The 22,744-nt window shown below is 30.5% G+C and carries 25 protein-coding genes; 15 read left to right on the top strand and 10 right to left on the bottom strand.

The window, feature by feature from the left end; all coding sequences use genetic code 11:
* Positions 1–36: 36 nt before the first annotated feature.
* Both ACQ629_RS06515 and ACQ629_RS06510 read right to left on the bottom strand, forming a co-directional pair.
* Complete coding sequence (locus ACQ629_RS06515) at positions 37–1,899, bottom strand: LTA synthase family protein (protein ID WP_483703332.1); 1,863 nt, start codon at positions 1,897–1,899, stop codon at positions 37–39.
* Positions 1,900–2,095: 196 nt separating this feature from the next.
* Complete coding sequence (locus ACQ629_RS06510; RefSeq protein ID WP_483707139.1) at positions 2,096–2,944, bottom strand: OmpA/MotB family protein; 849 nt, start codon at positions 2,942–2,944, stop codon at positions 2,096–2,098.
* Positions 2,945–3,076: 132 nt separating this feature from the next.
* Here ACQ629_RS06510 and ACQ629_RS06505 point away from each other — a divergent pair, with 132 nt between their 5' ends.
* A complete protein-coding gene (locus tag ACQ629_RS06505) occupies positions 3,077–4,054 on the top strand; it encodes an FAD:protein FMN transferase (RefSeq protein WP_483707137.1) in 978 nt (325 codons plus the stop codon).
* Here ACQ629_RS06505 and ACQ629_RS06500 read toward each other — a convergent pair.
* Genes ACQ629_RS06500 through gpmI form a run of 5 tightly spaced genes read right to left on the bottom strand, consistent with a single transcriptional unit; the run spans position 4,051 to position 7,925 of the window.
* Positions 4,051–4,821 (bottom strand): class I SAM-dependent methyltransferase, encoded by a 771-nt coding sequence (locus ACQ629_RS06500; RefSeq protein WP_483707135.1) that lies wholly within the window; start codon positions 4,819–4,821, stop codon positions 4,051–4,053. The genes ACQ629_RS06505 and ACQ629_RS06500 overlap by 4 nt on opposite strands.
* Entirely contained in the window at positions 4,822–5,019 is a 198-nt protein-coding gene (locus ACQ629_RS06495; RefSeq protein ID WP_483707133.1) for a gliding motility protein GldL, read from the bottom strand.
* Positions 5,020–5,032: 13 nt separating this feature from the next.
* Entirely contained in the window at positions 5,033–5,836 is an 804-nt protein-coding gene (gene map / locus ACQ629_RS06490) for a type I methionyl aminopeptidase (protein ID WP_483707131.1), read from the bottom strand.
* A 30-nt stretch (positions 5,837–5,866) separates the two neighbouring features.
* Positions 5,867–6,397, bottom strand: coding sequence for a thioredoxin family protein (locus ACQ629_RS06485; RefSeq protein ID WP_483707129.1), 531 nt, complete (start codon positions 6,395–6,397; stop codon positions 5,867–5,869).
* Between the two features lie 10 nt (positions 6,398–6,407).
* Positions 6,408–7,925: a 2,3-bisphosphoglycerate-independent phosphoglycerate mutase gene (gene gpmI, locus ACQ629_RS06480; RefSeq protein WP_483707127.1), complete on the bottom strand. Its 1,518-nt coding sequence runs from the start codon at positions 7,923–7,925 to the stop codon at positions 6,408–6,410.
* Between the two features lie 140 nt (positions 7,926–8,065).
* On the opposite strand from gpmI, the gene ACQ629_RS06475 reads away from it, so the two are divergent.
* The gene (locus ACQ629_RS06475) at positions 8,066–8,572 is read left to right on the top strand and encodes a hypothetical protein (RefSeq protein WP_483707125.1); all 507 of its coding nucleotides are present in this window, start codon (positions 8,066–8,068) and stop codon (positions 8,570–8,572) included.
* Positions 8,573–8,640: 68 nt separating this feature from the next.
* On the opposite strand, the gene ACQ629_RS06470 is transcribed toward ACQ629_RS06475, so the two are convergent.
* The gene (locus ACQ629_RS06470) at positions 8,641–8,895 is read right to left on the bottom strand and encodes a hypothetical protein (RefSeq protein ID WP_483707123.1); all 255 of its coding nucleotides are present in this window, start codon (positions 8,893–8,895) and stop codon (positions 8,641–8,643) included.
* A gap of 156 nt (positions 8,896–9,051) precedes the next feature.
* Positions 9,052–9,825: a M48 family metalloprotease gene (locus ACQ629_RS06465; protein ID WP_483707121.1), complete on the bottom strand. Its 774-nt coding sequence runs from the start codon at positions 9,823–9,825 to the stop codon at positions 9,052–9,054.
* Between the two features lie 110 nt (positions 9,826–9,935).
* Here ACQ629_RS06465 and ACQ629_RS06460 point away from each other — a divergent pair, with 110 nt between their 5' ends.
* Together ACQ629_RS06460 and ACQ629_RS06455 are read left to right on the top strand one after the other, a co-directional pair.
* A complete protein-coding gene (locus ACQ629_RS06460) occupies positions 9,936–11,678 on the top strand; it encodes an aromatic amino acid hydroxylase (RefSeq protein WP_483707120.1) in 1,743 nt (580 codons plus the stop codon).
* Positions 11,679–11,725: 47 nt separating this feature from the next.
* Positions 11,726–12,007 carry a rhodanese-like domain-containing protein gene (locus tag ACQ629_RS06455; protein WP_483707119.1) on the top strand — a complete coding sequence of 94 codons (282 nt, stop codon included), beginning with the start codon at positions 11,726–11,728 and terminating at the stop codon, positions 12,005–12,007.
* Between the two features lie 9 nt (positions 12,008–12,016).
* Here ACQ629_RS06455 and ACQ629_RS06450 read toward each other — a convergent pair whose 3' ends face one another.
* Positions 12,017–12,973 (bottom strand): GSCFA domain-containing protein, encoded by a 957-nt coding sequence (locus ACQ629_RS06450; protein WP_483707118.1) that lies wholly within the window; start codon positions 12,971–12,973, stop codon positions 12,017–12,019.
* Between the two features lie 112 nt (positions 12,974–13,085).
* On the opposite strand from ACQ629_RS06450, the gene ACQ629_RS06445 reads away from it, so the two are divergent.
* From ACQ629_RS06445 to ACQ629_RS06395, 11 genes are all read left to right on the top strand, one after another.
* The gene (locus ACQ629_RS06445) at positions 13,086–13,979 is read left to right on the top strand and encodes a MerR family transcriptional regulator (protein WP_483707117.1); all 894 of its coding nucleotides are present in this window, start codon (positions 13,086–13,088) and stop codon (positions 13,977–13,979) included.
* 132 nt (positions 13,980–14,111) lie between these two features.
* Positions 14,112–15,575 carry a phytoene desaturase family protein gene (locus tag ACQ629_RS06440; protein WP_483707116.1) on the top strand — a complete coding sequence of 488 codons (1,464 nt, stop codon included), beginning with the start codon at positions 14,112–14,114 and terminating at the stop codon, positions 15,573–15,575.
* Between the two features lies 1 nt (position 15,576).
* The gene (locus ACQ629_RS06435) at positions 15,577–16,419 is read left to right on the top strand and encodes a phytoene/squalene synthase family protein (RefSeq protein WP_483707115.1); all 843 of its coding nucleotides are present in this window, start codon (positions 15,577–15,579) and stop codon (positions 16,417–16,419) included.
* A complete protein-coding gene (locus ACQ629_RS06430) occupies positions 16,419–16,865 on the top strand; it encodes a sterol desaturase family protein (RefSeq protein ID WP_483707114.1) in 447 nt (148 codons plus the stop codon). Before ACQ629_RS06435 ends, ACQ629_RS06430 begins: the two co-directional genes overlap by 1 nt.
* Complete coding sequence (locus tag ACQ629_RS06425; protein ID WP_483707113.1) at positions 16,862–17,563, top strand: lycopene cyclase domain-containing protein; 702 nt, start codon at positions 16,862–16,864, stop codon at positions 17,561–17,563. Before ACQ629_RS06430 ends, ACQ629_RS06425 begins: the two co-directional genes overlap by 4 nt.
* A complete protein-coding gene (locus ACQ629_RS06420; protein WP_483707112.1) occupies positions 17,550–18,023 on the top strand; it encodes a TspO/MBR family protein in 474 nt (157 codons plus the stop codon). Before ACQ629_RS06425 ends, ACQ629_RS06420 begins: the two co-directional genes overlap by 14 nt.
* Before the next feature lie 4 nt (positions 18,024–18,027).
* Positions 18,028–18,681 carry a TetR family transcriptional regulator C-terminal domain-containing protein gene (locus tag ACQ629_RS06415; RefSeq protein WP_483707111.1) on the top strand — a complete coding sequence of 218 codons (654 nt, stop codon included), beginning with the start codon at positions 18,028–18,030 and terminating at the stop codon, positions 18,679–18,681.
* Complete coding sequence (locus ACQ629_RS06410) at positions 18,678–19,988, top strand: ABC1 kinase family protein (RefSeq protein ID WP_483707110.1); 1,311 nt, start codon at positions 18,678–18,680, stop codon at positions 19,986–19,988. The genes ACQ629_RS06415 and ACQ629_RS06410 overlap by 4 nt, the downstream gene beginning before the upstream one ends.
* Positions 19,988–20,599 carry a flavin reductase family protein gene (locus ACQ629_RS06405; RefSeq protein WP_483707109.1) on the top strand — a complete coding sequence of 204 codons (612 nt, stop codon included), beginning with the start codon at positions 19,988–19,990 and terminating at the stop codon, positions 20,597–20,599. Before ACQ629_RS06410 ends, ACQ629_RS06405 begins: the two co-directional genes overlap by 1 nt.
* Positions 20,600–22,018: an SDR family oxidoreductase gene (locus ACQ629_RS06400; protein ID WP_483707108.1), complete on the top strand. Its 1,419-nt coding sequence runs from the start codon at positions 20,600–20,602 to the stop codon at positions 22,016–22,018. It begins immediately after the preceding gene.
* Between the two features lie 48 nt (positions 22,019–22,066).
* Positions 22,067–22,744 carry an SDR family NAD(P)-dependent oxidoreductase gene (locus ACQ629_RS06395; protein ID WP_483707107.1) on the top strand — a complete coding sequence of 226 codons (678 nt, stop codon included), beginning with the start codon at positions 22,067–22,069 and terminating at the stop codon, positions 22,742–22,744.

Genomic DNA, 22,744 nt, shown 5'->3' with positions numbered 1-22,744 from the left:
ACGGTTAATTATTTGATTGACAAATAGCGTGTTAGTTTAATTTTTTACTTTTAATTTTCCGTTTTTAAATAGGTCGAAAGCAGCTTGATAATAAGAGATTGTTTCGTTTAAAAATAAAGAATCTGTTTTTGTCGGATTAATTTCATTTTTTTCTTTATCCCAACGGTATGAAGTATTTTTTTTATTAGTTTCTAACAACAATAATTTGCCTTTTTTTAATAAACCTACTTTTCGATGGTTTCCTATAAAAGCACGCTCATCTTCTGGTTCCATTTTATTGATGTCTGTGCCGAATAGATTTGTGTTGTAAGACCAATTTAAATAGCCGAATAAGGTTGGAAATATATCTATTTGAGAGCTTAATTTGTCTATTTTAATTGGAGTTTGATTTTTTAAATTTGTAATAAAAGCAGGGATGTGGTGATTTCTTACATTAATTTCAGTTCTACCGGCGCTAAAACCACAATGATCAGACATAATTACAAATACTGTATTTTTATACCAAGACTTTGTTTTAGCTTTTGTTAAAAATTCATTTAAACTTTTATCGAGATATTTAATCGACCCCTCTACGCTTTTCCCTGAAGGAACATCAACAACATTATCAGGATATGTATATGGTTTGTGATTTGAGCTTGTCATGATAAAACTGAAAAAAGGTTTATTACTTTTTGCTTTTTCATCAGTAACTTTTAATGCTTTATTAAAAAGATCTTGATCACAGACTGCCCAGGCATTTTCGAAAGTCATTTCATCATCTTCAATACGTGTTCTTTTGGTAGGTAATTCTTCTTTTAAACGATGTGATTTTCTTCTATCAACAATATCAAATCCGTTATAGCTGAAATAATTAGTCATATTGTCAAAATGACCATCACCTCCATAAAAGAAAGTTCTACTATATCCTTTTTGTTTAAAAATTTCACCAATAGTAGCAAGGTTATCGTTGTTTTTACGCTTTACAATACTTCTGCCGGGTGTTGGCGGAATAGCTAAGCTAATAGCTTCTATACCTCTTATGGTTCTTGTGCCTGTAGCGTATAAGTTTGTGAAAAAAACTGAATTTTTAGCTAGAGAATCTAGTGTTGGAGTCCAGTTTTTTGTACTTGTAAAACTTTGCATAAAACGAGCGTTTATACTTTCTAGTCCAATAAAAATTACATTAGGCTTTAATTCAGTACTATCGTTTCTTGTATAGCGGTATATGTTATTCTCTAATAATAAGCTATCGTTAGATGCTTTTATGTTTTTGGAAAGTAATTCGTACGTTCTCTCTTTCGATATTGTTGCGTAAAACTCGTTATAATCCAATTCATTATTCTCGTAAGCAGCGAAGAACGAATACATGCCAGACTTGGTAAGCTCATTCTCATTAATATTTGTAAAAATTTCTGCCTTATCATTCGTAATATAATTATGGAAAAAAACTAAACTAATTACTATAATGAAAGTAGGTAACAGTTTAGACTTAAAGGTGTCTGAGTTACTAAAGGTATTCTTGTAGGCATTTCTTTTTGATGCATAACGAATACTAAAGATTAATATTAAAATGATAATACCAAGGATTAATGGAATAGGAAATGATTGATGAATGTTTTCAATAACCTCATACGTATATAAAAGGTAATCAACAGCAATGAAATTATAACGCCTTTGGTATTCTTCCCAAAACGGAATTTCTGCTAAAAAAGAAAAAATGAAAACAAATAAGAAAAGTCCGTAATAGAATTTAGTTATTATGCGATCTAATAGACTTCCGTGAAATCTTGATGGTATTATTAGTAAATAAATAGCGTATATAGCAAGTAGGTACAAAATATTACCTAAATCGAAAAAGAAACCGATAAAAAATATTTTCAGTAATTTTAGTATCGAAAAGTCAATGTGTTTAAAAGCCAAAATATATAAAGAAAATCTTACTATAAAGGCAAAAAATAAAATAGTTAAACTAAATGTCTTTAATAGTTGAAATCTTTTCGGTAAAATTATATTTAGCATGGTAAATTTGATTCTAGAGAACAAAGAACGTTACTTTTTTTGAATAAAAAAAGACTACCCGTTAGAGTAGTCTTTTAAATATTATGAGCATTTGTAATTACTCAGTTTTTTGTTCTAATAATTCAAAGAATTGGTTTAAACGAGGAAGAATAATAATTTTAGTTCTTCTGTTTTTTGCTTTGTTAGTAGGAGTATCGTTGGTTGTTAATGGTAAATAACTACCTCTACCAGCAGCAATTAATCTGCTAGGAGCCACACTGTATTTGTTTTGTAGTTCACGAACAATAGATGTTGCACGTAAAACACTTAAGCCCCAGTTGTCTTTTATACTAGATCCCTTTGCTACAGGAGTGTTATCTGTATGACCTTCAATCATTACGTCCATTTCTGGCTGCCCGTTTACAACAGTAGCTACTTTCTCTAAAACTTTAGAAGCTTTGTCTGAAATTGTATAGCTTCCGCTTTTAAATAATAATTTATCAGAAATAGAGATAAAAACAACTGTTTTTTCAACATTAACCTGAATGTCTTCATCTTCAATACCTTGTTGTAATTCTTTCTTTAAATGAAAAGCAACAACTAAGTTTAATGAGTCTTTTTTAGAAGCCGCAGCTCTAATTCGGTTAATATACTTGTCTTTTTTACTTAATTGAGTTAATGTTTCTTTGATATTGTCATTAGCTCCTTTAGTTAAAACAGTTAAGTTTTCTACTTGTTGAAGCGTGTTTTGTTTATCAGCTTTTAAATCACCAACAGATGATTTTAGTGAAGAAACTTTGTCTTCACAGCTTTCTTTTTCTACTAAACACTTCGTTAAGTTTGCTTTTACGGCTACTAATTCTTCTTTAGCTTTTTCGTGTTTTGTCTTTAAGGCTTCTAACTCTTTAGTAGAGGCACAAGATGTTATTAAAAATGCGGTTGTAAGAAATAAAAATATTTTTTTCATTTTTTATAGTGTTTTAAATAGATTACTAAATTGTAATAGTAAAGCAAATTTATAAAAAGGAAGGCACAAAAAATGAAATTAACAATCTTTTATGATGCTATAATAATTTATTTTTGTCAATAAATTTAAAAGATGATTAAAAAAATATTTTTATTTCTTTTTGTAACAATAGTTTTAATAACGTCTTGTAAACAGGAAGAAAAGATTAAAGAAATTAAATTAGAAGGTTTTGTTTTTGGAACGACATATCATATTACTTATTTAAGCAGAGTAGATTATCAAAAATCGATAGATAGCTTATTTTATTTGGTAAATAAATCACTGTCAACTTATATTCCTACTTCTGATATTTCTAAAATAAACAAAGGAGATACTACAGTGGTTGTAGATGATATGTTTTTAGAAGTTTTTCAAAAATCAAAGAGAATTTATAAAGAAACTAATGGGTATTTTGATCCTACTGTTTGTAATTTAGTAAACGCTTGGGGTTTTGGGTATAAGAGAGAGAAAAGGGATTTAGATACTTTGCAGGTAAAAGAGTTAATGAAGCAAGTAGGTTTAGATAAAGTAACTTTAAAAGGAAGAGTCATTCAGAATAAATTTAAAGGAGCTTGTTTAGATTTTAATTCGATAGCAAAAGGATACGGAATAGATGTTGTTGGGCGGTTTTTAGAGAGTAAAAACGTTCAGAATTATCTCGTAGAAATTGGCGGTGAAATTCGCGCACGAGGAATAAATATTCGAAATAAAAGTTGGAAAGTAGCAATTGATGATCCTAATGATGACGGGACAAGAAGTGTATCTAGATTTATTGAGTTGAGTAATCAATCGATGGCAAGTTCTGGTAATTATAGAAAATTTAGAGTTGGAGCTAACGGACAAAAATATGTACATACCATAAACCCTAAAACAGGTTTTGCTACCGAAAGTAATTTGTTAAGTGCTACTGTTTACGGAACTTTAGATTGTGCTGATGTTGATGCGTATGCTACTGCTTTTATGGCGATGGGATTAGATAAAACGAAACAGTTTTTAGTGAAATATCCGCATATAAAAACAACATTATTATTTGTTAACAAGGATGGTAATATAGAGGAGTTTACAAATTAACCTTTAAAACACACAGGCAATATTTCGCCTTTCATTAATGCAAATCGTTCTAGTTTTTCTGGAGCGATTTTTTTTGTAAAATCAACTTCATGAACTTTAAAACCTATAGAGCGAAGCTTGTTAAAATAATCACGACCATACACACGAACATGATCGTATTGACCAAATATTCTTGCGCGTTCTTTACGATCGGTAATAGTATCGTCTTCAAAAGTAGTTTCTCTTGATAAATCTTGCGGAATCTGAAAAATTCCGAATCCGCCGTTATTTAATACACGATATAATTCTTGCATTGCTTTCGTGTCATCCGTAATATGTTCTAAAACATGATTGCAAAACACCACATCAAATTCATTGTCTTTAAAAGGTAAATCGCAAATATCAGCCTTTACATCAGCAATTGGCGATTCTAAATCAGAAGTAATATAGTCTAAGTTTTTCTGCTTTCTAAAAATGTCTAAAAAACATTGTTCAGGCGCAATATGTAATACTTTTAATTTTTTATCCGAAGAAAAAAAATTAGTTTCATTTTGTAAATACAACCATAATAAACGGTGTCTTTCTAAGGATAATGTAGAAGGAGAAAGCGCATTTTCTCGTTGCACTCCATAACCATAAGGTAAAAGTTTACGAAACGATTTACCATCAATAGGATCCGTAAATTTATCGCCTTTTAACCACCAAGCAATCACTGGGCGAACCCAATAGCTAGCTTTAATTAATAAAGGCCTTGGAATGGTGTTTAATATGGATTTAAAAACTTTCAATTATTGATTTAAAGTGTCTTTAAATTTTTTGTTGGTGAATAATTTTATGATAAATAAAATGAAAGCAATTATTTGTAAAATTGTTCCAACTGTAAGTAATTCTACTGCTAACATTAAGTGAAGTATTTTAAATAAAGCTCCAAGTGTTATTAGTATAATTCCTACAACAAAAACAAAAATAATATACTTTAATTTCATTATTATTTAGTTTTTACGCTCTAAATTCATCCTCTTCATTACTGTCAATACCTAAAGCATCGTAAATATATTTAAAGGTTGATAGTAGTTCAGGTTTACCATTAACAATAGCTACATCGTGCTCGAAATGCGCAGATGGTTTACCGTCTAAAGTAGTAATTGTCCAACCATCATCGTGTTGTAATATTTTATGAGTTCCCATGTTTGTCATTGGTTCGATGGCAACAACCATACCTTCAATAAACTTTTTACCACGACCTCTACGACCGTAATTTGGCATTTCTGGATCTTCGTGCATTACACGCCCTAAACCATGACCAACTAATTCACGAACTACTCCGTAGCCATGTTTTTCAGTAAAATTCTGAATTGCAAAACCAACATCACCAACGCGATTACCTACTTTAAGCTCACGAATACCAACGTATAAACTTTCTTTAGTTACGTCTAATAATTTTTGAGTTTCAGCAGCAATTTCACCTACAGCAAATGTGTACGCGTGATCTCCGTAAAAACCATTTTTAATAGCGCCACAATCAATAGAGATAATATCTCCTTCTTTAAGTGGTTCTTTGTTTGGCATTCCGTGTACAATTTGCGAGTTCGGACTCATACAAAGTGTGTTCGGAAAATCATACAAGCCTAAAAAACCAGGAATAGCTCCTTGCTCACGAATAAAATCTTCAGCAAGTTTATCAAGGTATAAAGTAGAAACTCCAGGTTTTACTTCTTTAGCAAGCATTCCTAATGTTTTTGATACTACTAAAGCACTTTCGCGCATTAATTCTATTTCTTCTCTAGTTTTTGCTATGATCATCTTAAAAAATATTGAGGCGCAAATTTACGGTTATTTTTGATATGGATGTGTGTATGGCTTGCCAGAAACTATTTTTAAAATATCTTCTTCAATCGAGCTACCATCTAAAGGATGTTCTACAAAACGGCCAATTTCTTTTCCGCCTTTATAAAAGATAAAAGTTGGTACTCTAAGTACATTGAATCCTTTTTCTAATCCGTTTGCCTTTTTTGTGCGATCAACAGTTATTAATTCTAAGTTTTTATAATTAAATTCTGATTGATCTAATAATTTATAAAAATTAGGAATTTCTCTTTGGCTATCGCCACACCAAGTTCCCATAAATCCTTTAATGGTAATATCTTTTAAGTGTGGTTTTAATTTAGTGATAGTGTTTTTGTCTGTTTCATAATAACCATAAAAGTCATTAAACCATTCAGATCCATAAGGCTCTTGCTGAAAATCCTTTTTTGTAGCAACTCCAACTAAATTACCATCTTTGTCTTTCGTGGCAGGGTTTTTAGATACAGAAGCACATGAAATAATAAATAAAGTAATTAATGTGTATGTAATTTTTTTCATCATTGATATTTTAAATAAGTGGTTTTTGTGTCATTTCTTTAGGTTGCACTACATTCATCAGTCGTAAAATAGTTGGAGCAATATCACCTAATACACCATTTTTTATTGATTTAATTTCTTTATCGATTAAAATCATAGGAACCGGATTTGTAGTGTGCGCTGTATGTGGCGTTCCGTCAGGATTCATCATCGTTTCGCAATTACCATGATCAGCAATTAAAATAGTTGTGTACTCATTATTTAAAGCTGTTGTAATTACATCTTTCACACAGTTATCTACAGTTTCACAAGCTTTTACAGCCGCATCAAAAACACCAGTATGACCAACCATATCACCATTTGCAAAATTTAAACAAACAAAATCTACAGCTCCTTTTTGTAATTCAGGTACAATGGCATCGCGAATTTCATAGGCGCTCATTTCGGGTTGTAAATCATACGTAGCAACTTTTGGTGATGGACATAATAGGCGCTTTTCGCCTTTAAACTCTTCTTCTCTTCCGCCAGAAAAGAAAAATGTTACGTGTGGATATTTCTCCGTTTCAGCAATCCTAATTTGACTTTTTCCTGCGGATGCTAAAACTTCTCCTAAAGTGTTTTCAATATTATTACTATTGTAAATTACTTTGATGTTTTTAAAAGCTTCTGAATAGTTTGTCATGGTAACAAAATACAAAGGCAGTTTTTTCATTTGAAACTCTGGGAAATCTTTTTGATTTAAAGCTTCTGTCAATTCACGACCTCTATCTGTTCTAAAATTAAAGAAAATAACAACATCATCATCTTTAATTGTTGTTTTCGGTTGCTTATTTTCATCAACCATAATAATTGGCTTGATGAATTCATCAGTAATTTTTTCATCATAACTTTGTTGAATACTTTCTATAGCATCCGAAGAAAAACTTCCTTTGCCATTTACCAAAGCATCGTAAGCTAATTGAACTCTTTCCCAACGATTGTCACGATCCATAGCATAATAACGACCAGTAACAGAAGCAAGTTCTCCAGTAGTTTTTTGCATGTGCTCTTGAATATCATTGATGAAGAATTTTCCCGATTTCGGATCACAATCTCGTCCATCAGTAAAAGCATGAAGAAACACGTTTTCTAATTCATGTTCACTTGCTGCTGTTAGCAAGCCTTTTAAATGATTGATGTGTGAATGAATTCCGCCATTAGAAACCAAGCCTAAAAAATGTACATTTTTATGGTGCTTTTTAGCGTAAGCAAAAGCGTTTAGTAATTCCGTTTCTTGTGCTAACGTATTTTCTTTAACAGCTTTGTTAATTTTTGCAAGGTTTTGATATACAATTCTACCAGCTCCTAAATTCATGTGACCAACCTCCGAATTTCCCATTTGTCCTTCGGGTAAACCTACATGTTCTCCGTCTGTTCGTAATTCGGCATGCGGAAACTTGTCGTATAATGAATTTATAAAAGGTGTTTTAGCGTTGTATATAGCAGATACTTTTGGGTCTTGTGTAATGCCCCAACCATCTAGTATCATTAAAATTACTTTCTTGTTCATATTACAAATTTACTTTTTTGATAGCAATACACATAATTATTGTTAAAAGTAAAATTCATTTGAGTTAAGATTTTTTTTAAAAGAGATAACCTAAAGTATAAACCTAACGTAGTTTTGCAGTGTAATTAAAAACAAAGAACATGAAGAAAGTAATTTTATTAGTACTAGCGATAACGAGTTTTTCAATAGCAAATGCACAAGTAGGGGAAGGAACAAATTGGTTAAAAATAGGTTTACACGGTGGTGTGCCAGTAGGAGATGTATCAGAAACTTCTTCTTTTGCATTGGGATTTGATTTAAAATATCAAATTTTAAATGCTGAAAGTTTTGCAGTAGGTATTTCTACAGGGTATACAAACTATTTTGGTGAAACAGAAGGTTTAATTGAGTATTCGGATTTCGGAATTATTCCATTAGCGGGTTTATTTAGATATTACCCAACTGAAAATTTCTTTTTAGGAGCAGATTTAGGATACGGTTTTTTAACAGAAGGAAATGAAACAGGTGGTTTTTATTATAGACCAGAGATAGGATACCATAATGATTCTTGGAATATCTTTGCATATTATCAAGGGTTATCAGTTGATAATTTTTCACCAGCATCAGTAGGTGTAGGTATTAATTATAATATTGTTCAAGGAAAATAATAAAAGCAAATCTTTTTAAATATATGTATAAACTGAGTCCATTAATTTGGATTCAGTTTTTTTATTGGTTACAATAATAAGTAACTAAATAAAAGAATTACAGCTAATAATAAAAGTCCTTTTTTAATTATATTAATTAGGTTTTCTTTTTTAAGCTGCTTTCTTATCTCTTGTAACTCCTTTATAGTTGCGGTATTATTAAAATGTAATTGATCGTTATCTTCTTTTTGAAATCCTTCTAGTTTTTCAAAAGTATTTTTTCTGTTTCTTTCATTGTTTTTTATACTAGTAACCATACTAGAAGCTGCACCTCCAAAACCCATAGCTATTAATTTAGGATTATACTAATTAAGTAGCTTTTTTAGTATAAATGTTACAGAGTTATTCTCTAACCTGTCATTGCGAGGCACGAAGCAATCTGTAAACAGTAATTAAATAAGCTTAAGATTACTTCACTTTGTTCGTAATGACGTTTGTAGTTATTTACGGTACTTACGAATTGCTTCTTTAATTTTTTCGACTCTGTTTTCAGGATCTGGGTGTGTGCTTTGAAATTCTGGAGTTCTATTCGGTCCTGCAGCTTTTTTTAAAATTTCCATCACGCCAATTAAACTTTCAGGATTATAGCCAGCATCTATCATTAACTTCACACCTAAATCATCGCTTTCAAGCTCATCATCTCTACCATATTTCATGTTAACAACATTTGCTATGGCAGCCATTCCTTCGGTAGTGCTAGGGTCAAAACCAACAGAAGCACCAGAAAGTAATCCTTGAGTTAAATCTTGTTTTGCCATATGAGCAGCAGAATGACGACCAATAACATGGCCAATCTCATGCCCTAAAACACCAGCTAGTTGATCTTCGTTTTTTAATTTAGAAAACAATGCAAAAGTGATAAATACTTGTCCGCCAGGTAAAGCAAAGGCATTGATGGTTTTTTCATCTTTTAATAAGTGAAAATCAAAAGGATATCCAGTTTTACTTGCAATACTATTTTTTAATAATTTCCTGCCAATATTATCTACTAGGTCCTGATGTTTTTTACTAGGATACAAACCGCCATGTTGTTGCGCCATTTGTGGAGCACTACTTAAACCAATAGCAATTTCCTGTTTTTTAGAAATAGAAATATGTTGTTTTTTACCAGTGTAAGCATTTGTTTCTGCGCTAGAACAATATTTTACTAAAGCGAATAGTGCAATAGCAGTACCAATTAAAAGTCTAATTTTTAAACTTCCGCGAGTTTTCATAGTTTTTACATTTGTGATAAAAGTAAAAATACAAAATATATAATTTAACGGATATCGATTTTTTGTGAACTATAAAAAACTTAAATTTACCAAGCAAAACAAACAACAATATGGAATCTCATTTTGAGTTAAATGAAGTAACTAAAAAGTTACCGAAACACTTACATAAATTTGTAGTAAAACAACCGTATCATGAATATACAGCCCAAAACCAAGCGGTTTGGCGATATGTAATGCGTATGAATGTTGATTATTTAGGTAAAGTAGCACATGTTTCTTATTTAGAGGGTCTAGATAAAACAGGTGTCTCTATTGAAGATATTCCTTATATGGCAGGAATGAACCGTATTTTAAAAGATATTGGTTGGGCTGCGGTTTCTGTTGATGGTTTTATTCCTCCAAATGCATTTATGGAGTTTCAGGCTTATAATGTTTTAGTGATTGCTTCTGATATGCGAACCATAAATCATATAGAATATACACCTGCACCAGATATTATTCACGAAGCAGCAGGGCATGCACCAATTATTGCAAATCCAGAATATTCTGAATATTTACGTCGTTTCGGAGAAATAGGGTCTAAGGCAATTTCATCATCTAAAGATTATGAAATGTATGAAGCTATTAGGTTGTTGTCTATTTTAAAGGAGAATCCTAATTCAACTGAAAAAGAAATAAACGAAGCACAAGCAAAAGTAGAATGGTTGCAGGATAATATGGGTGAATTATCTGAAATGGCACAAATAAGAAATTTACATTGGTGGACAGTTGAATATGGTTTAATCGGTAAACTCGATGATCCTAAAATATACGGAGCAGGCTTATTATCATCTATAGGAGAAAGCATGTGGTGCATGAAAGATGAGGTTAAAAAAGTACCTTATTCTATAGAGGCAGCAAGCGTAAGTTTCGATATAACAAAACCACAACCACAGTTATTTGTAACTCCAGATTTTGCTTATTTAAGCATGGTGTTAAATGAGTTTGCTAACTCTATGGCACTTAGAACAGGTGGTTTAAAAGGAGTTAAAAAATTAATTGATTCTAATAATTTAGGAACAATAGAATTAAGTACAGGGGTACAAGTTTCTGGAGTTTTTACGAATGTAATAAGTGATGCAAAAGAAAATGTAGCTTACATACAAACTACAGGGCAAACAGCCTTAGCAAGTAGAGATAAAGAATTGATAGGTCATGGAATTACGTATCATGCAGAAGGTTTTGGAAGCCCGGTAGGTAAATTAAAAGGGATCAATTTACCTATTGAAGATATGAGTCCACGTGATTTAAAAGCTTACGGAATTTACGAAGGAGAAACAATTAGGTTAGAGTTTGAAAGCGGTGTTGTTGTAGAGGGGAAAATAATTACAGGAACTCGTGATTTAAGAGGTAAAATTTTAATTATATCTTTTAAAGATTGTACGGTAACTTATAAAGATCAAGTATTATTTCAGCCAGAATGGGGCGTTTATGATATGGCAATTGGTAAGGAATTAGTTTCGGCTTATTCGGGGCCAGCCGATGTAAGTTCTTTTGGTGATATGGGTAAGGTTTCTGAAACAAAAACAACTAAAATCGAATATACTCCTTCTCAAAAAGAATTATATAAATTATATGATGAGGTTAAAGAAATGAGAAACAAAGATGTTGTTTTAGAAAGGGATATTTCAACAATTTTCAAGAAGTTACAAAATGATTTTAAAGATGATTGGTTATTATCTTTAGAGTTGTATGAATTAGCATTAAGTAACGATTTTAAAGTGAAAACAACATTAAAAAATCATTTAGAAGAATTGAAAAGTAACAAGAGTTACAGTACTTTAATTGAAAACGGATTACATTTGCTCTCTTAATATTAACAAAGCGAATGGGATTATTTAATTTATTTAGAAAGAAAAACATGACAAACGAAATACAAGAATATTTAGATAAAGATGCGGTGGTTTTAGATGTGCGTACTTTAGCTGAATGGAACGAAGGACATTCTGATGTAGCAAAACATATTGTTTTAACAGTAGTGCCTTTAAATGTAGAAGAAATAAAATCTTGGAATAAACCAGTAATTGCCGTTTGTAAGAGTGGTGGAAGAAGTGGGCAAGCAATGCAGTTTTTAACAAGCCACGGAATAGATGTAATTAACGGTGGGCCTTGGCAAAATGTAGATCAGTATTTGGTTAAATAAGATTAAATATTAAAATTTCATAAAAGGAAATGCTTTAAGAAGTGTTTCCTTTTTTTGTTGAAGGTTGTTTAAGAATTTTAAATGCGCCTCAGAAGTCGGATTAAAAGAGCGATGTGTTATGCCTTTCTGAACGGTTTCTACTTTATTCATTGTTTCTTTGGTTTGTTCAGAAAACCAAACTTCAGTATATCTTTCCCATATATAATCTATTGCAATTTTGCTGGGATGAATCATGTCTTCAGTATAAAAACGATAATCACGAAGCTCGTCCATCATTATTTCATAAGAAGGAAAATAATTAATTCTGTCGCTTTGAGCGGAGTCAATAAGTTGGTGAATTGCTGCTAGTAAATGAGATTTACTACGCTGGTTTTCTATAACCCCGTCTTTTAAATGTCTAACAGGTGAAACCGTAAAAGTAACCGTAACATTTTTGTTTATAGATGTGATTAATTTAGTAATAGCATCGATACTTTCAGTTACTTCATCAACAGTTAAGATTTCTTTTAAAAATTTTTTCTGCGGAATTTTATGACAATTCGCAACTATAGTGTCGGTTTCAATATAGCGATACACCCAAGAAGTTCCTAAGGTGATTATAATATGAGTAGCGCTTTTTAATTGCTGTAGTGTTAAGGTATTTGCGGTGTTTAAATTATGTATTAGCTCGTTTTTATCCGAAGAGCTTAAACTAGAATGAGCGTTAAAAGAATGCCACTGTTCATTGTTAAAAACAACATCTTTGGTAGTATATTCTTTTTCATTAATAGCGTTGGTTATTAAGGTTTCGATAGCCTTTGGGTGAAATAAAATTCCAAACGGATTCGTGGTTGCTTGAAACTTGTAGTAAGTTAATTTATTACCTATATTTTCAGAAAAACAAGAACCTAACAGTAAAAGTTTAGAGTTGTAATCAACTTTATGAAATTGCTGTTTTTTTAAAGGAATTTTAGTTTGAAAAATCATAGAAGAAATATAAATTGCTATTCAAAAATAAAGATAAAACCCTTATAAATAATTATTAATCTTTTTATATGTTTAAAAAAACATATATTTGTTTAATAAAACACAGCATAAATTGAACAATATTAAAAAATCTTTTACAATTAAAGATCTTGAAAATATTTCAGGAGTGAAAGCACATACAATTCGTATTTGGGAAAAAAGATATGATTTATTAACGCCAGAAAGAACAGATACCAATATTAGGTATTACTCTTCAGAGAACCTTCAGAAGTTATTAAATGTTGTTTTATTATATAACAACAATAATAAAATATCTAAAATAGCTCAAATGTCTAACGATACTATAATTGTTAAGGCAAGAGAGTTGGCTTTTAAAGAGGCTGTAAATGATGAGGCAATCAACTCTTTTAAGTTGGCAATGTTTCAGTTCGATAAGGTTTTGTTTAATAATACCTATAATAAATTACTAAATAAAAAAACGTTCAGAGAAATTTTTAAAGATGTTTTTGTACCTTTTTTAAATCACATAGGCTTATTGTGGCAAACAGATACTTTATTACCTGCTCATGAACATTTTATATCTAATTTAATTTCTCAAAAAATTCAAATTAGCACAGAAAGGTTAGAGTACACTACTACAAATACTAATATTACCTACGTGCTTTTTTTACCTGAAAATGAAATACATGAGTTAGGATTAATGTATTTAAATTACGAATTAGTTTTAAGAGGAAACATGACTATTTATTTAGGACAGAGTTTACCTTTAAGTAATTTAAATTATTTTTTTGAAAGCGACACCGAAGTACGATTTATTACGTCGCTAACTATTCAGCCATATGATGATAAAATTGTAGATTATTTTCGTGACATAGAAAATGTTTTAACTGGTACAAAACATCAGTTAATAGCTGTAGGAGCTAAAACTGAAAAAATAAAAAATCTCGATTTTAACGCTAATATTACCGTTTATTCTTCTGTTATCGAATTGATAAAAACATTATAAATTAAAATGTTTAATCTTTTTTATCTTTTATTAAACAAAAAATTGTAAATTTGAATAATTACTTTTTTTTGCTTCATGTTTTAATTGTTATATATTTAACAACGAGGCTAATAATCTTTTTAAAAAATAAAATTGAAAAAAAAAATATCAATAATAGGTTCAGGTTTTTCTTCTTTGGCAGCATCATGTTATTTGGCGAAAGCTGGTTATGAAGTTGTTGTTTTAGAAAAGAACGCAACAGTAGGTGGTAGAGCTAGGCAATTAATTAAAGACGGTTTTACTTTTGATATCGGCCCGACTTGGTATTGGATGCCAGATGTATTCGAAAAATTTTTTGCGGATTTTGGCAAAAAACCTTCAGATTATTATGAGTTAGAGAGGTTGACTCCGGCTTATCAAGTATATTTCGATGCCTTAGATTCAATTACCATTCCTGGGAGTTTAGAAGAAATTTATGAGGTCTTTGAAAAAGAAGAAAAAGGAAGTTCAAAGCATTTAAAGAGCTTTTTAAAATCAGCAGAATATAATTACGATGTTTCCATAAATGATTTGGTATACAAGCCAGGTGTTTCTCCTTTAGAATTGGTTACGCCAGTTACCATAGGTAAGATTACTCAGTTTTTCTCAACAATAAGAACACAGGTAAGAAAGAAGATAAAAAGTAAAAAGTTAATTCAGATTTTAGAATTCCCGGTATTGTTTTTAGGCGCAAAACCTAGTAACACTCCTGCTTTTTATAATTTTATGAACTATGCAGATTTTGGTTTAGGTACTTGGCATCCAAAGGGTGGAATGTATAAAGTAATTGAAGCGATGATCACTTTAGCAACCGACTTAGGCGTTAGTTTTAAAACTGAAGCAAATGTAGAGGAACTTACTGTAAACGATGTAGGCGAAGCTACTGGGTTAGTAGTTAACGGAGAGTTTGTTTCATCAGATATCGTTTTAAGTGGTGCAGATTATCATCATACAGAAACGTTATTGCCAAAAAAGTACAGACAATATTCAGAGAAATATTGGGATAAGAAGGTCTTTGCACCATCATCATTACTTTTTTATGTAGGTTTTGATAAGAAACTAGCAAATGTTTGTCATCATACATTATTTTTTGATACGGATTTTGATTTACACGCAAAAACGATTTACGATACACCTAGTTGGCCTAAAAAACCATTGTTTTATGCAAGTTTTCCTTCAATAACGGACGACTCTTTTGCACCAACAAATAAAGAAGCAGCAACTTTTTTAATTCCGCTTGCTCCTGGTTTAGAAGATACACCAGAAATAAGAGAAAAATATTTTAATCTTATTCTTGAAAGATTAGAAAAGTTAACCGGTCAATCGGTTAAAGAAAATATATTATTTAAAGAAAGTTTTTGTGTAAATGATTTTGTGAAAGATTACAACTCGTACAAGGGTAATGCATACGGGTTGGCAAATATTTTAACACAAACAGCTTTTTTAAGACCAAAAATAAAAAGTAAAAAAGTTAAGAATTTATTTTTTACGGGTCAATTAACAGTGCCAGGACCAGGAGTTCCGCCAGCACTAATATCTGGTAAAATAGCATCAGATTTAATTTTAAAAAACCACTAAAATGAAACAATTATTTGATGAAGTTTCTTATTCGTGTAGTAAGTTAGTAACTCAAAAATATAGTACATCTTTTTCGTTAGCAACAAAAATGTTAGCACCAAAAATTAGAGGAGCAATTTATAATATTTATGGTTTCGTTCGTTTTGCTGATGAAATTGTTGATTCTTTTCATGATTATAATAAAGAAGATTTGTTAGCGCGTTTTGAGAATGAATATTATGCAGCTAAAAAAGAAGGTATCAGTTTAAATCCTATTTTAAACTCATTTGTATATACGGTAAATACTTATGGTATTTCGGACGATATGGTGCAAGCTTTTTTAAAAAGTATGAAAGCTGATTTGTTTAAAACCGAGTATAAAACTCAAGAAGAGTATGATGCCTATATATATGGGTCTGCAGATGTTGTTGGTTTAATGTGTTTAAAGGTTTTTGTTAACGGAGATGATCAAAAGTATGACGAGCTTAAAGCTGCGGCAATGCGCTTGGGTTCTGCATTTCAAAAAGTAAATTTTTTACGTGATTTAAAAGATGATTTTGAGCTGTTAAATCGTTCATACTTTCCGAATGTAGATCTTAAGAAGTTAGATGAAGCATCAAAAGATGCAATTATTAAAGATATTGAAGCTGATTTTGAATATGCGCTTACAAACGGAATTTTAAAATTACCTGTTGATGCTAAATTTGGAGTTTATATGGCTTACAGATATTATAAAAAATTATTAAACAAGTTAAAAGCTACTCCGTCATCTAAGATTATGGATACTCGAATTAGAATTTCTAATCCGATGAAAATAAACTTGTTAGCGAGAAGTTACGTTAAGTATAAATTAAAAATGATATAATGTTATTTACAGTTATAACTATTTTAACCTTTGTAACGATGGAAGGTGTTACATGGTGTACTCATAAATATATAATGCACGGTTTTGGTTGGTTTTTACATGAAGATCATCATCAACCTGGCTATCCAAATGTGTTCGAAAAAAATGATGCTTTTTTTGTTGTTTTTGCAACACCAAGTATCTTATTATTTTATTTCGGAATTAGACCAGAGTTGAATTATTTGTTCTTTATAGGTTTAGGAATTTTGTTTTACGGAGTCGCTTATTTTTTAGTACATGACGTTTTAATACACAGAAGATTTAGTTGGTTTAAGAATACCAATAATCAATATTTAAAAGGATTAAGAAAGGCGCATAAAATTCATCATAAACATTTAGGTAAACCAGACGGAGAATGTTTTGGAATGCTGTTTGTGCCCTTTAAATATTTTAAGAAAAGACAATGAGTCAATATCTATATCTTATATTAACATTAGGCAGTTTAAGCGTTCCACTATTGTATAGTATAATTGAAAAAAAATTTCATTTTATTCAATACTTTAAAGAAGCTTTTATAAGTATATCATTGGTTGCAATTCCTTTTTTAATTTGGGACGGATTGTTTACAAAATTTGGTGTATGGGGGTTTAACTCAACCTATCATTTATCAATAGAAATTTTTAGAATGCCTATTGAAGAATGGCTATTTTTCTTTTGTATTCCATACGCTTGTTTGTTTACGCATGAAGTCTTAAAACATTTGGTTCCAAAATTTAAATTATCAAAAGCAGCGGTAATTATTATCAGTTTTTTATTGATTCTTATCACAGGAATTTTATTGATTTTTAACTTCGGAAAACTATATACAACGATAAATTTTATACTCTTTTTAGTATTACTTTTTTACGTATTAAAATATCATCTAAAAACATTACAAGAATACTTACCTAGTTTTTTAGTCATCTTAATTCCGTTTTTAATCGTAAACGGAATATTAACAGGAAGTTTTATTGATGAACCAGTTGTTTGGTATAATAATGATGAAAACCTAGGATTTAGATTATTTACAATTCCTTTTGAAGATATTTTTTATGCATTTACCATGTTGTTTTCAGCACAATTGATATTCAATTATTTAAAAAATAAAAAGTTTGAAAAAAAATAAATACATACGGTTTTTACTATTTCTAATAGTAAATTTTTTAGCGCTAGGCATAGGAGCTTCTTTGATGGAAAATGGCCCTCAAAAGGAGTGGTACATTTCTTTAAATAAAGCACCTTGGACGCCTCCTGGTTGGGTTTTTGGAGCTGCTTGGACAACAATAATGTTATTGTTTTCATTTTATATGACCAAGTTAAGTTACGAGTATAAATTTTTAGATAAAAAATTACTCCTACTATTTATAGCTCAGTTGATTTTAAATGTAAGTTGGAATTACTTTTTTTTCAACCAACAATTAACAGTTGTCGGATTAGTTTCTATTACATTATTATGGCTGCTAATTGGGTACTTTACTTTCGAGCATTTAAAGAAATTAAGAGTGTTCACGTTACTAATACTTCCGTATTTAATATGGATGACGATTGCAACAAGTTTAAACGCATACATCGTATTTTATAATTAAAATTATGGCAAAAAAAAAGAATATTACCCAAGAGAAAATAGCAGAATGGTACATGAATTCGGTTTTAATTTCTGGTAAACCAACTTCTGTATACTCATTTGCACATGAAAATAATTTCGAAGAGTCAGATTTTTATAAGCATTATTCAACTTTCGAGAGTTTAGAGAAGTCAATTTTTGCAATTTTCGCAAAAGAAACTATCCACTTACTACATAAAACAGAAGCTTATAAAGACTATTCATCAAAAGATAAATTACTAAGTTTTTATTTTACTTTTTTCGAGTTGTTAACGGCAAACAGGTCTTATGTTTTAATGCAGTTTAAAGATATAAAATCAGATTTCTCTAAGTTATCAGTTCTAAAAAAATTACATACCGAATTTATACATTTTGTAAACGGAATTAGTTTAGAAAAAATTGATTTTAAAAATGATAAAATCAATAAAATTCAAGATAAAACAATTTCAGAAAGCTACTGGATACAACTATTAATGGTGATGAAATTTTGGATAGATGATGAGTCGTCAAATTTCGAAAAAACAGATGTTTTTATAGAAAAATCTATCAAAGCAAGTTTTGATATTCAGCAAATTGCACCAGTAAAAAGTGTAATTGATTTAGCGAAGTTTTTGTGGAAAGAAAAAGGTACATCAATATGAAAACATTAAATAAAATACCTACATCAAAAATAGAAAGAGCAACAAAGCTTGTAACTACAGGGCTTAAGGTTGGTGTTAATTATGCTAAATATTACGGTAATAAAATAACAAAAACAGAAGAGGAAGCAAGAGAGCAGCTAAATGAAGACAATGCTACAGATATTTACGACGGATTAAAGGAGTTAAAAGGATCGGCATTAAAAGTTGCACAAATGCTAAGTATGGAAAAGAGTTTGTTGCCAAATGCTTATGTAGAAAAATTTTCGTTATCACAATTTTCAGTTCCGCCACTTTCAGGGCCATTAGTTGTTAAAACATTTTTAAAATATTTTAAAAAAACACCAGATGAAGTTTTTGATACATTTACGGTAGAGTCTGTAAATGCAGCAAGTATTGGTCAGGTTCATAAAGCTACAGCCAACAATAAAACATTGGCAGTTAAAATTCAATATCCAGGTGTTGCAAACAGTATTTCTACAGATTTAGCAATGGTTAAGCCTATTGCAATGAAAATGTTTAATATAAAAGGCGAAGGATCTGATGAGTATTTTAAAGAAGTTGAAAGTAAATTATTAGAAGAAACTAATTACATTTTAGAGCTTAAACAAAGTAATGAGATTGCAAATGCATGTAGTCATATTCCGAATTTAAAATTTCCTAAATATTACGAAGAGTATTCTTCTGATAGAATTTTAACGATGGATTGGATGGAAGGAATTCACCTATCTGAGTTTACTAAAAAGCAATTAAATCAAGAGACGTCAAATAAATTAGGGCAAGCGTTGTGGGATTTTTATATGTATCAATTACACGTATTAAAAAAAGTACATGCAGATCCGCATCCAGGAAATTTCTTAGTCTCACCAGAAAATAACTTAATAGTTATTGATTTTGGATGTATGAAAGAAGTTCCTGAAAGTTTTTATGTGCCTTACTTTGAGTTAGCAGTTAGAGAAAATATTGACAATCCGGCTTTCTTTGAAAGTAAATTATATGAATTGGAAATTCTAAAAAAAGAAGACGATCAAGAAGAGATAGCCTTTTTTAAAGAATTATTTTATGAAATGCTATCGTTATTTACACAGCCATTTCAGCAAGAAGAATTTGATTTTTCGGATGAAAATTTCTTCGGGAAAATAGCGGAATTAGGTCAAAAATATTCTAAAAGTACCGAACTTAAAAAGATGAATGGAAATAGAGGGTCAAAACACTTTATTTACATTAACAGAACTTTCTTTGGGCTGTATAACTTAATGCATGACTTAAAAGCTACAAATATTAAAATTAATAATTATAAAAATATATAATGCATTTATCTAGAGCGGCAATAGATGAGATGGATCATCTGTATAAAATAAATTTAATGAACAGTATTTCTGGTTATAAATCTGCTAATTTAATAGCAACAAAATCAGAAGACGGAATATCAAATGTTGCTATTTTTAGTTCTGTAGTTCATTATGGCTCTAGTCCTGCAATATTAGGTTTTGTGTTGCGTCCAACTACGGTTGCAAGAAATACCTATGATAATATAAAAAAAACAGGATTTTACACTATAAATTCAGTTAGTGAAAGCATCATAGAAGACGCGCATCATACCTCTGCTAAATATGCACCAGGAATATCAGAATTTGATAAAACTGATTTATCCGAAGAGTATAAAGATAATTTTTACGCACCTTATATTACAGAATCTCCGTTGAAAATAGGATTGAAGTTTTTAGAAGAATATCATATAAAAGCAAACGGAACTATTTTGGTTTTGGGTGAAGTAACCGATTTGTATTTTAAAGATGAAATGCTTTCTGAAGATGGATTTTTAAACTTAGCTGAAGCTAAAATTGCAGCAATAAATGGTTTAGATACCTATGTGATAACGGGCAAACAGAAACGATTATCATATCAAAGACCAAAATAAATGAAAATTCTAATAACAGGAACTACAGGGTACATTGCAAAGCGATTGGTATTGAAATTGCTAGATTCAGGGCATCAGTTAGTCTGTTGTGTACGTGACTTAAATCGAATTCCTGATGAAATAGAAAACAATGAAAATATTGAATTTTTAAAAGTAGATTTTTTAGATACTAAAAAAGTAGTATTGCCATCTGATATTGATGTAGCATATTATTTAATACATTCAATGGCAACAAATGCAATTGATTTTGAAGATTTAGAACAAACTTGTGCTAAAAACTTTAAAAGTTTAGTAGAACAAACGAGTTGCAAACAGGTAGTTTATTTAAGTGGTATTGTAAACGATAGCTCTTTGTCTAAACATTTAGCCTCTCGTTTTCAAGTTGAACAAAACTTACACTCAGAAAAATATGCTTTAACCACCTTTAGAGCAGGTATTATTGTAGGTAGTGGTAGCGCTTCTTTTGAAATTATTAGAGATATTGTAGAAAAACTACCGCTAATGGTTACGCCAAAATGGTTAAATACAAAATCGCAACCAATTGCCATTCGCGACGTATTAACTTTCTTAGAAAGAGCTGTAGCTAATGAAAAATTATATAATAAATCTTTTGATATTTGTGGAACAGAAGTACTTACTTACAAGCAAATGCTTTTGCAATTTGCAGAGGTAAGAGGTTTTAAAAGATATATTTTTACGCTCCCTTTTCTAACACCAAAATTATCATCTTACTGGTTGTATTTTGTAACTTCCACATCATTTAACTTAGCTCAGGCTTTAGTTGATAGTATGAAGGTAGAGGTTATCGCTAAGGCAAGTAATATAAACGAGCTTTTAAATATACAACCTATTTCCTACAAAGAATCTGTTGATTTAGCTTTTCAAAGGATAGAACAAAATGCTGTTATTTCAAGCTGGAAAGATGCTATAAGTAGTGGAAATTTCCAAGATCAATTATCCGCTCATATTCAAATTCCGCAATATGGTTGTTTTAAAGATATACGCTCTATAGAAGTTACAGATGAAACTTTTACAATCAATAAAATTTGGTCTATTGGCGGTAAGAATGGATGGTATAGTTTTAATCGTTTGTGGAAAATACGAGGTTATGTAGATAAAATTTTTGGAGGAGTAGGCTTGCGCAGAGGAAGAACGCATAAAACTTCTTTAGAAGCTGGTGATCCCTTAGATTTTTGGCGTGTATTATTAGCAGATAAAAAAGAAAAACGATTATTGCTGTTTGCCGAAATGAAGCTGCCAGGCGAAGCTTGGTTAGAGTTTAAGATCGTAAAAGGAATTCTTTATCAACGAGCTGTATTTCGACCTAAAGGTGTTTTAGGGCGTTTGTATTGGTATTCGGTTTTACCATTTCATGCTTTTGTTTTTAAAGGGATGATAAATGCGCTAGTTAAGAAGTAGTTAAAAAACTAGGTTGTGAAAATTAAATTGTAAACTAAAGTAAAATAGATGAAAACAATTTTAGTAGTAGGAGGAAGTAAAGGAATTGGAAAAGCTTTGGTTGATGTATTAAAAGATACCCATAAAATTATCAATATAAGTAGAAATGAAATTGAAGCTCACGAAAACATCACACATTATTCTTTAGATATTTTAAAGGATGAGTTGCCAGATTTAGAAACTATTAACGGATTAGTTTACTGTCCTGGAAGCATTAATTTAAAACCTATAGGACGTTTAAAATTAGATGATTTTCGTGAAGATTTTGAAATTAACGTAGTAGCTGCAGTGAAAATTATTCAAAAATATATCAATCCGTTAAAAAATAATAACGGTAGTGTTGTGTTATTCAGTACTGTGGCAACTAAAATGGGAATGCCTTTTCACGCTAGTGTTTCGGCAAGTAAATCGGCAGTAGAAGGAGTTGTTAAGTCTTTAGCCGCAGAATTCGCTACAAAAATAAGATTCAATTGCATTGCGCCAACAGTTACAGATACAACGTTAGCAGAGAGGTTATTGAGAAACGACAAACAACGAGAAGGAATGAAGCAACGTCATCCGCTTCAAAAAATATTAGAACCAACTGAAGTTGCTAGTCTTGCAGCATATTTATTATCAGATGTGGCATCTTCAATTTCAGGACAAGTTTTTCCTATTGACGCAGGAATTGTATCCTTAAAATTATAA

Source organism: Tenacibaculum sp. SM2510, from assembly GCF_057002845.1.
This window is presented reverse-complemented; position numbering and strand designations above follow the sequence as displayed.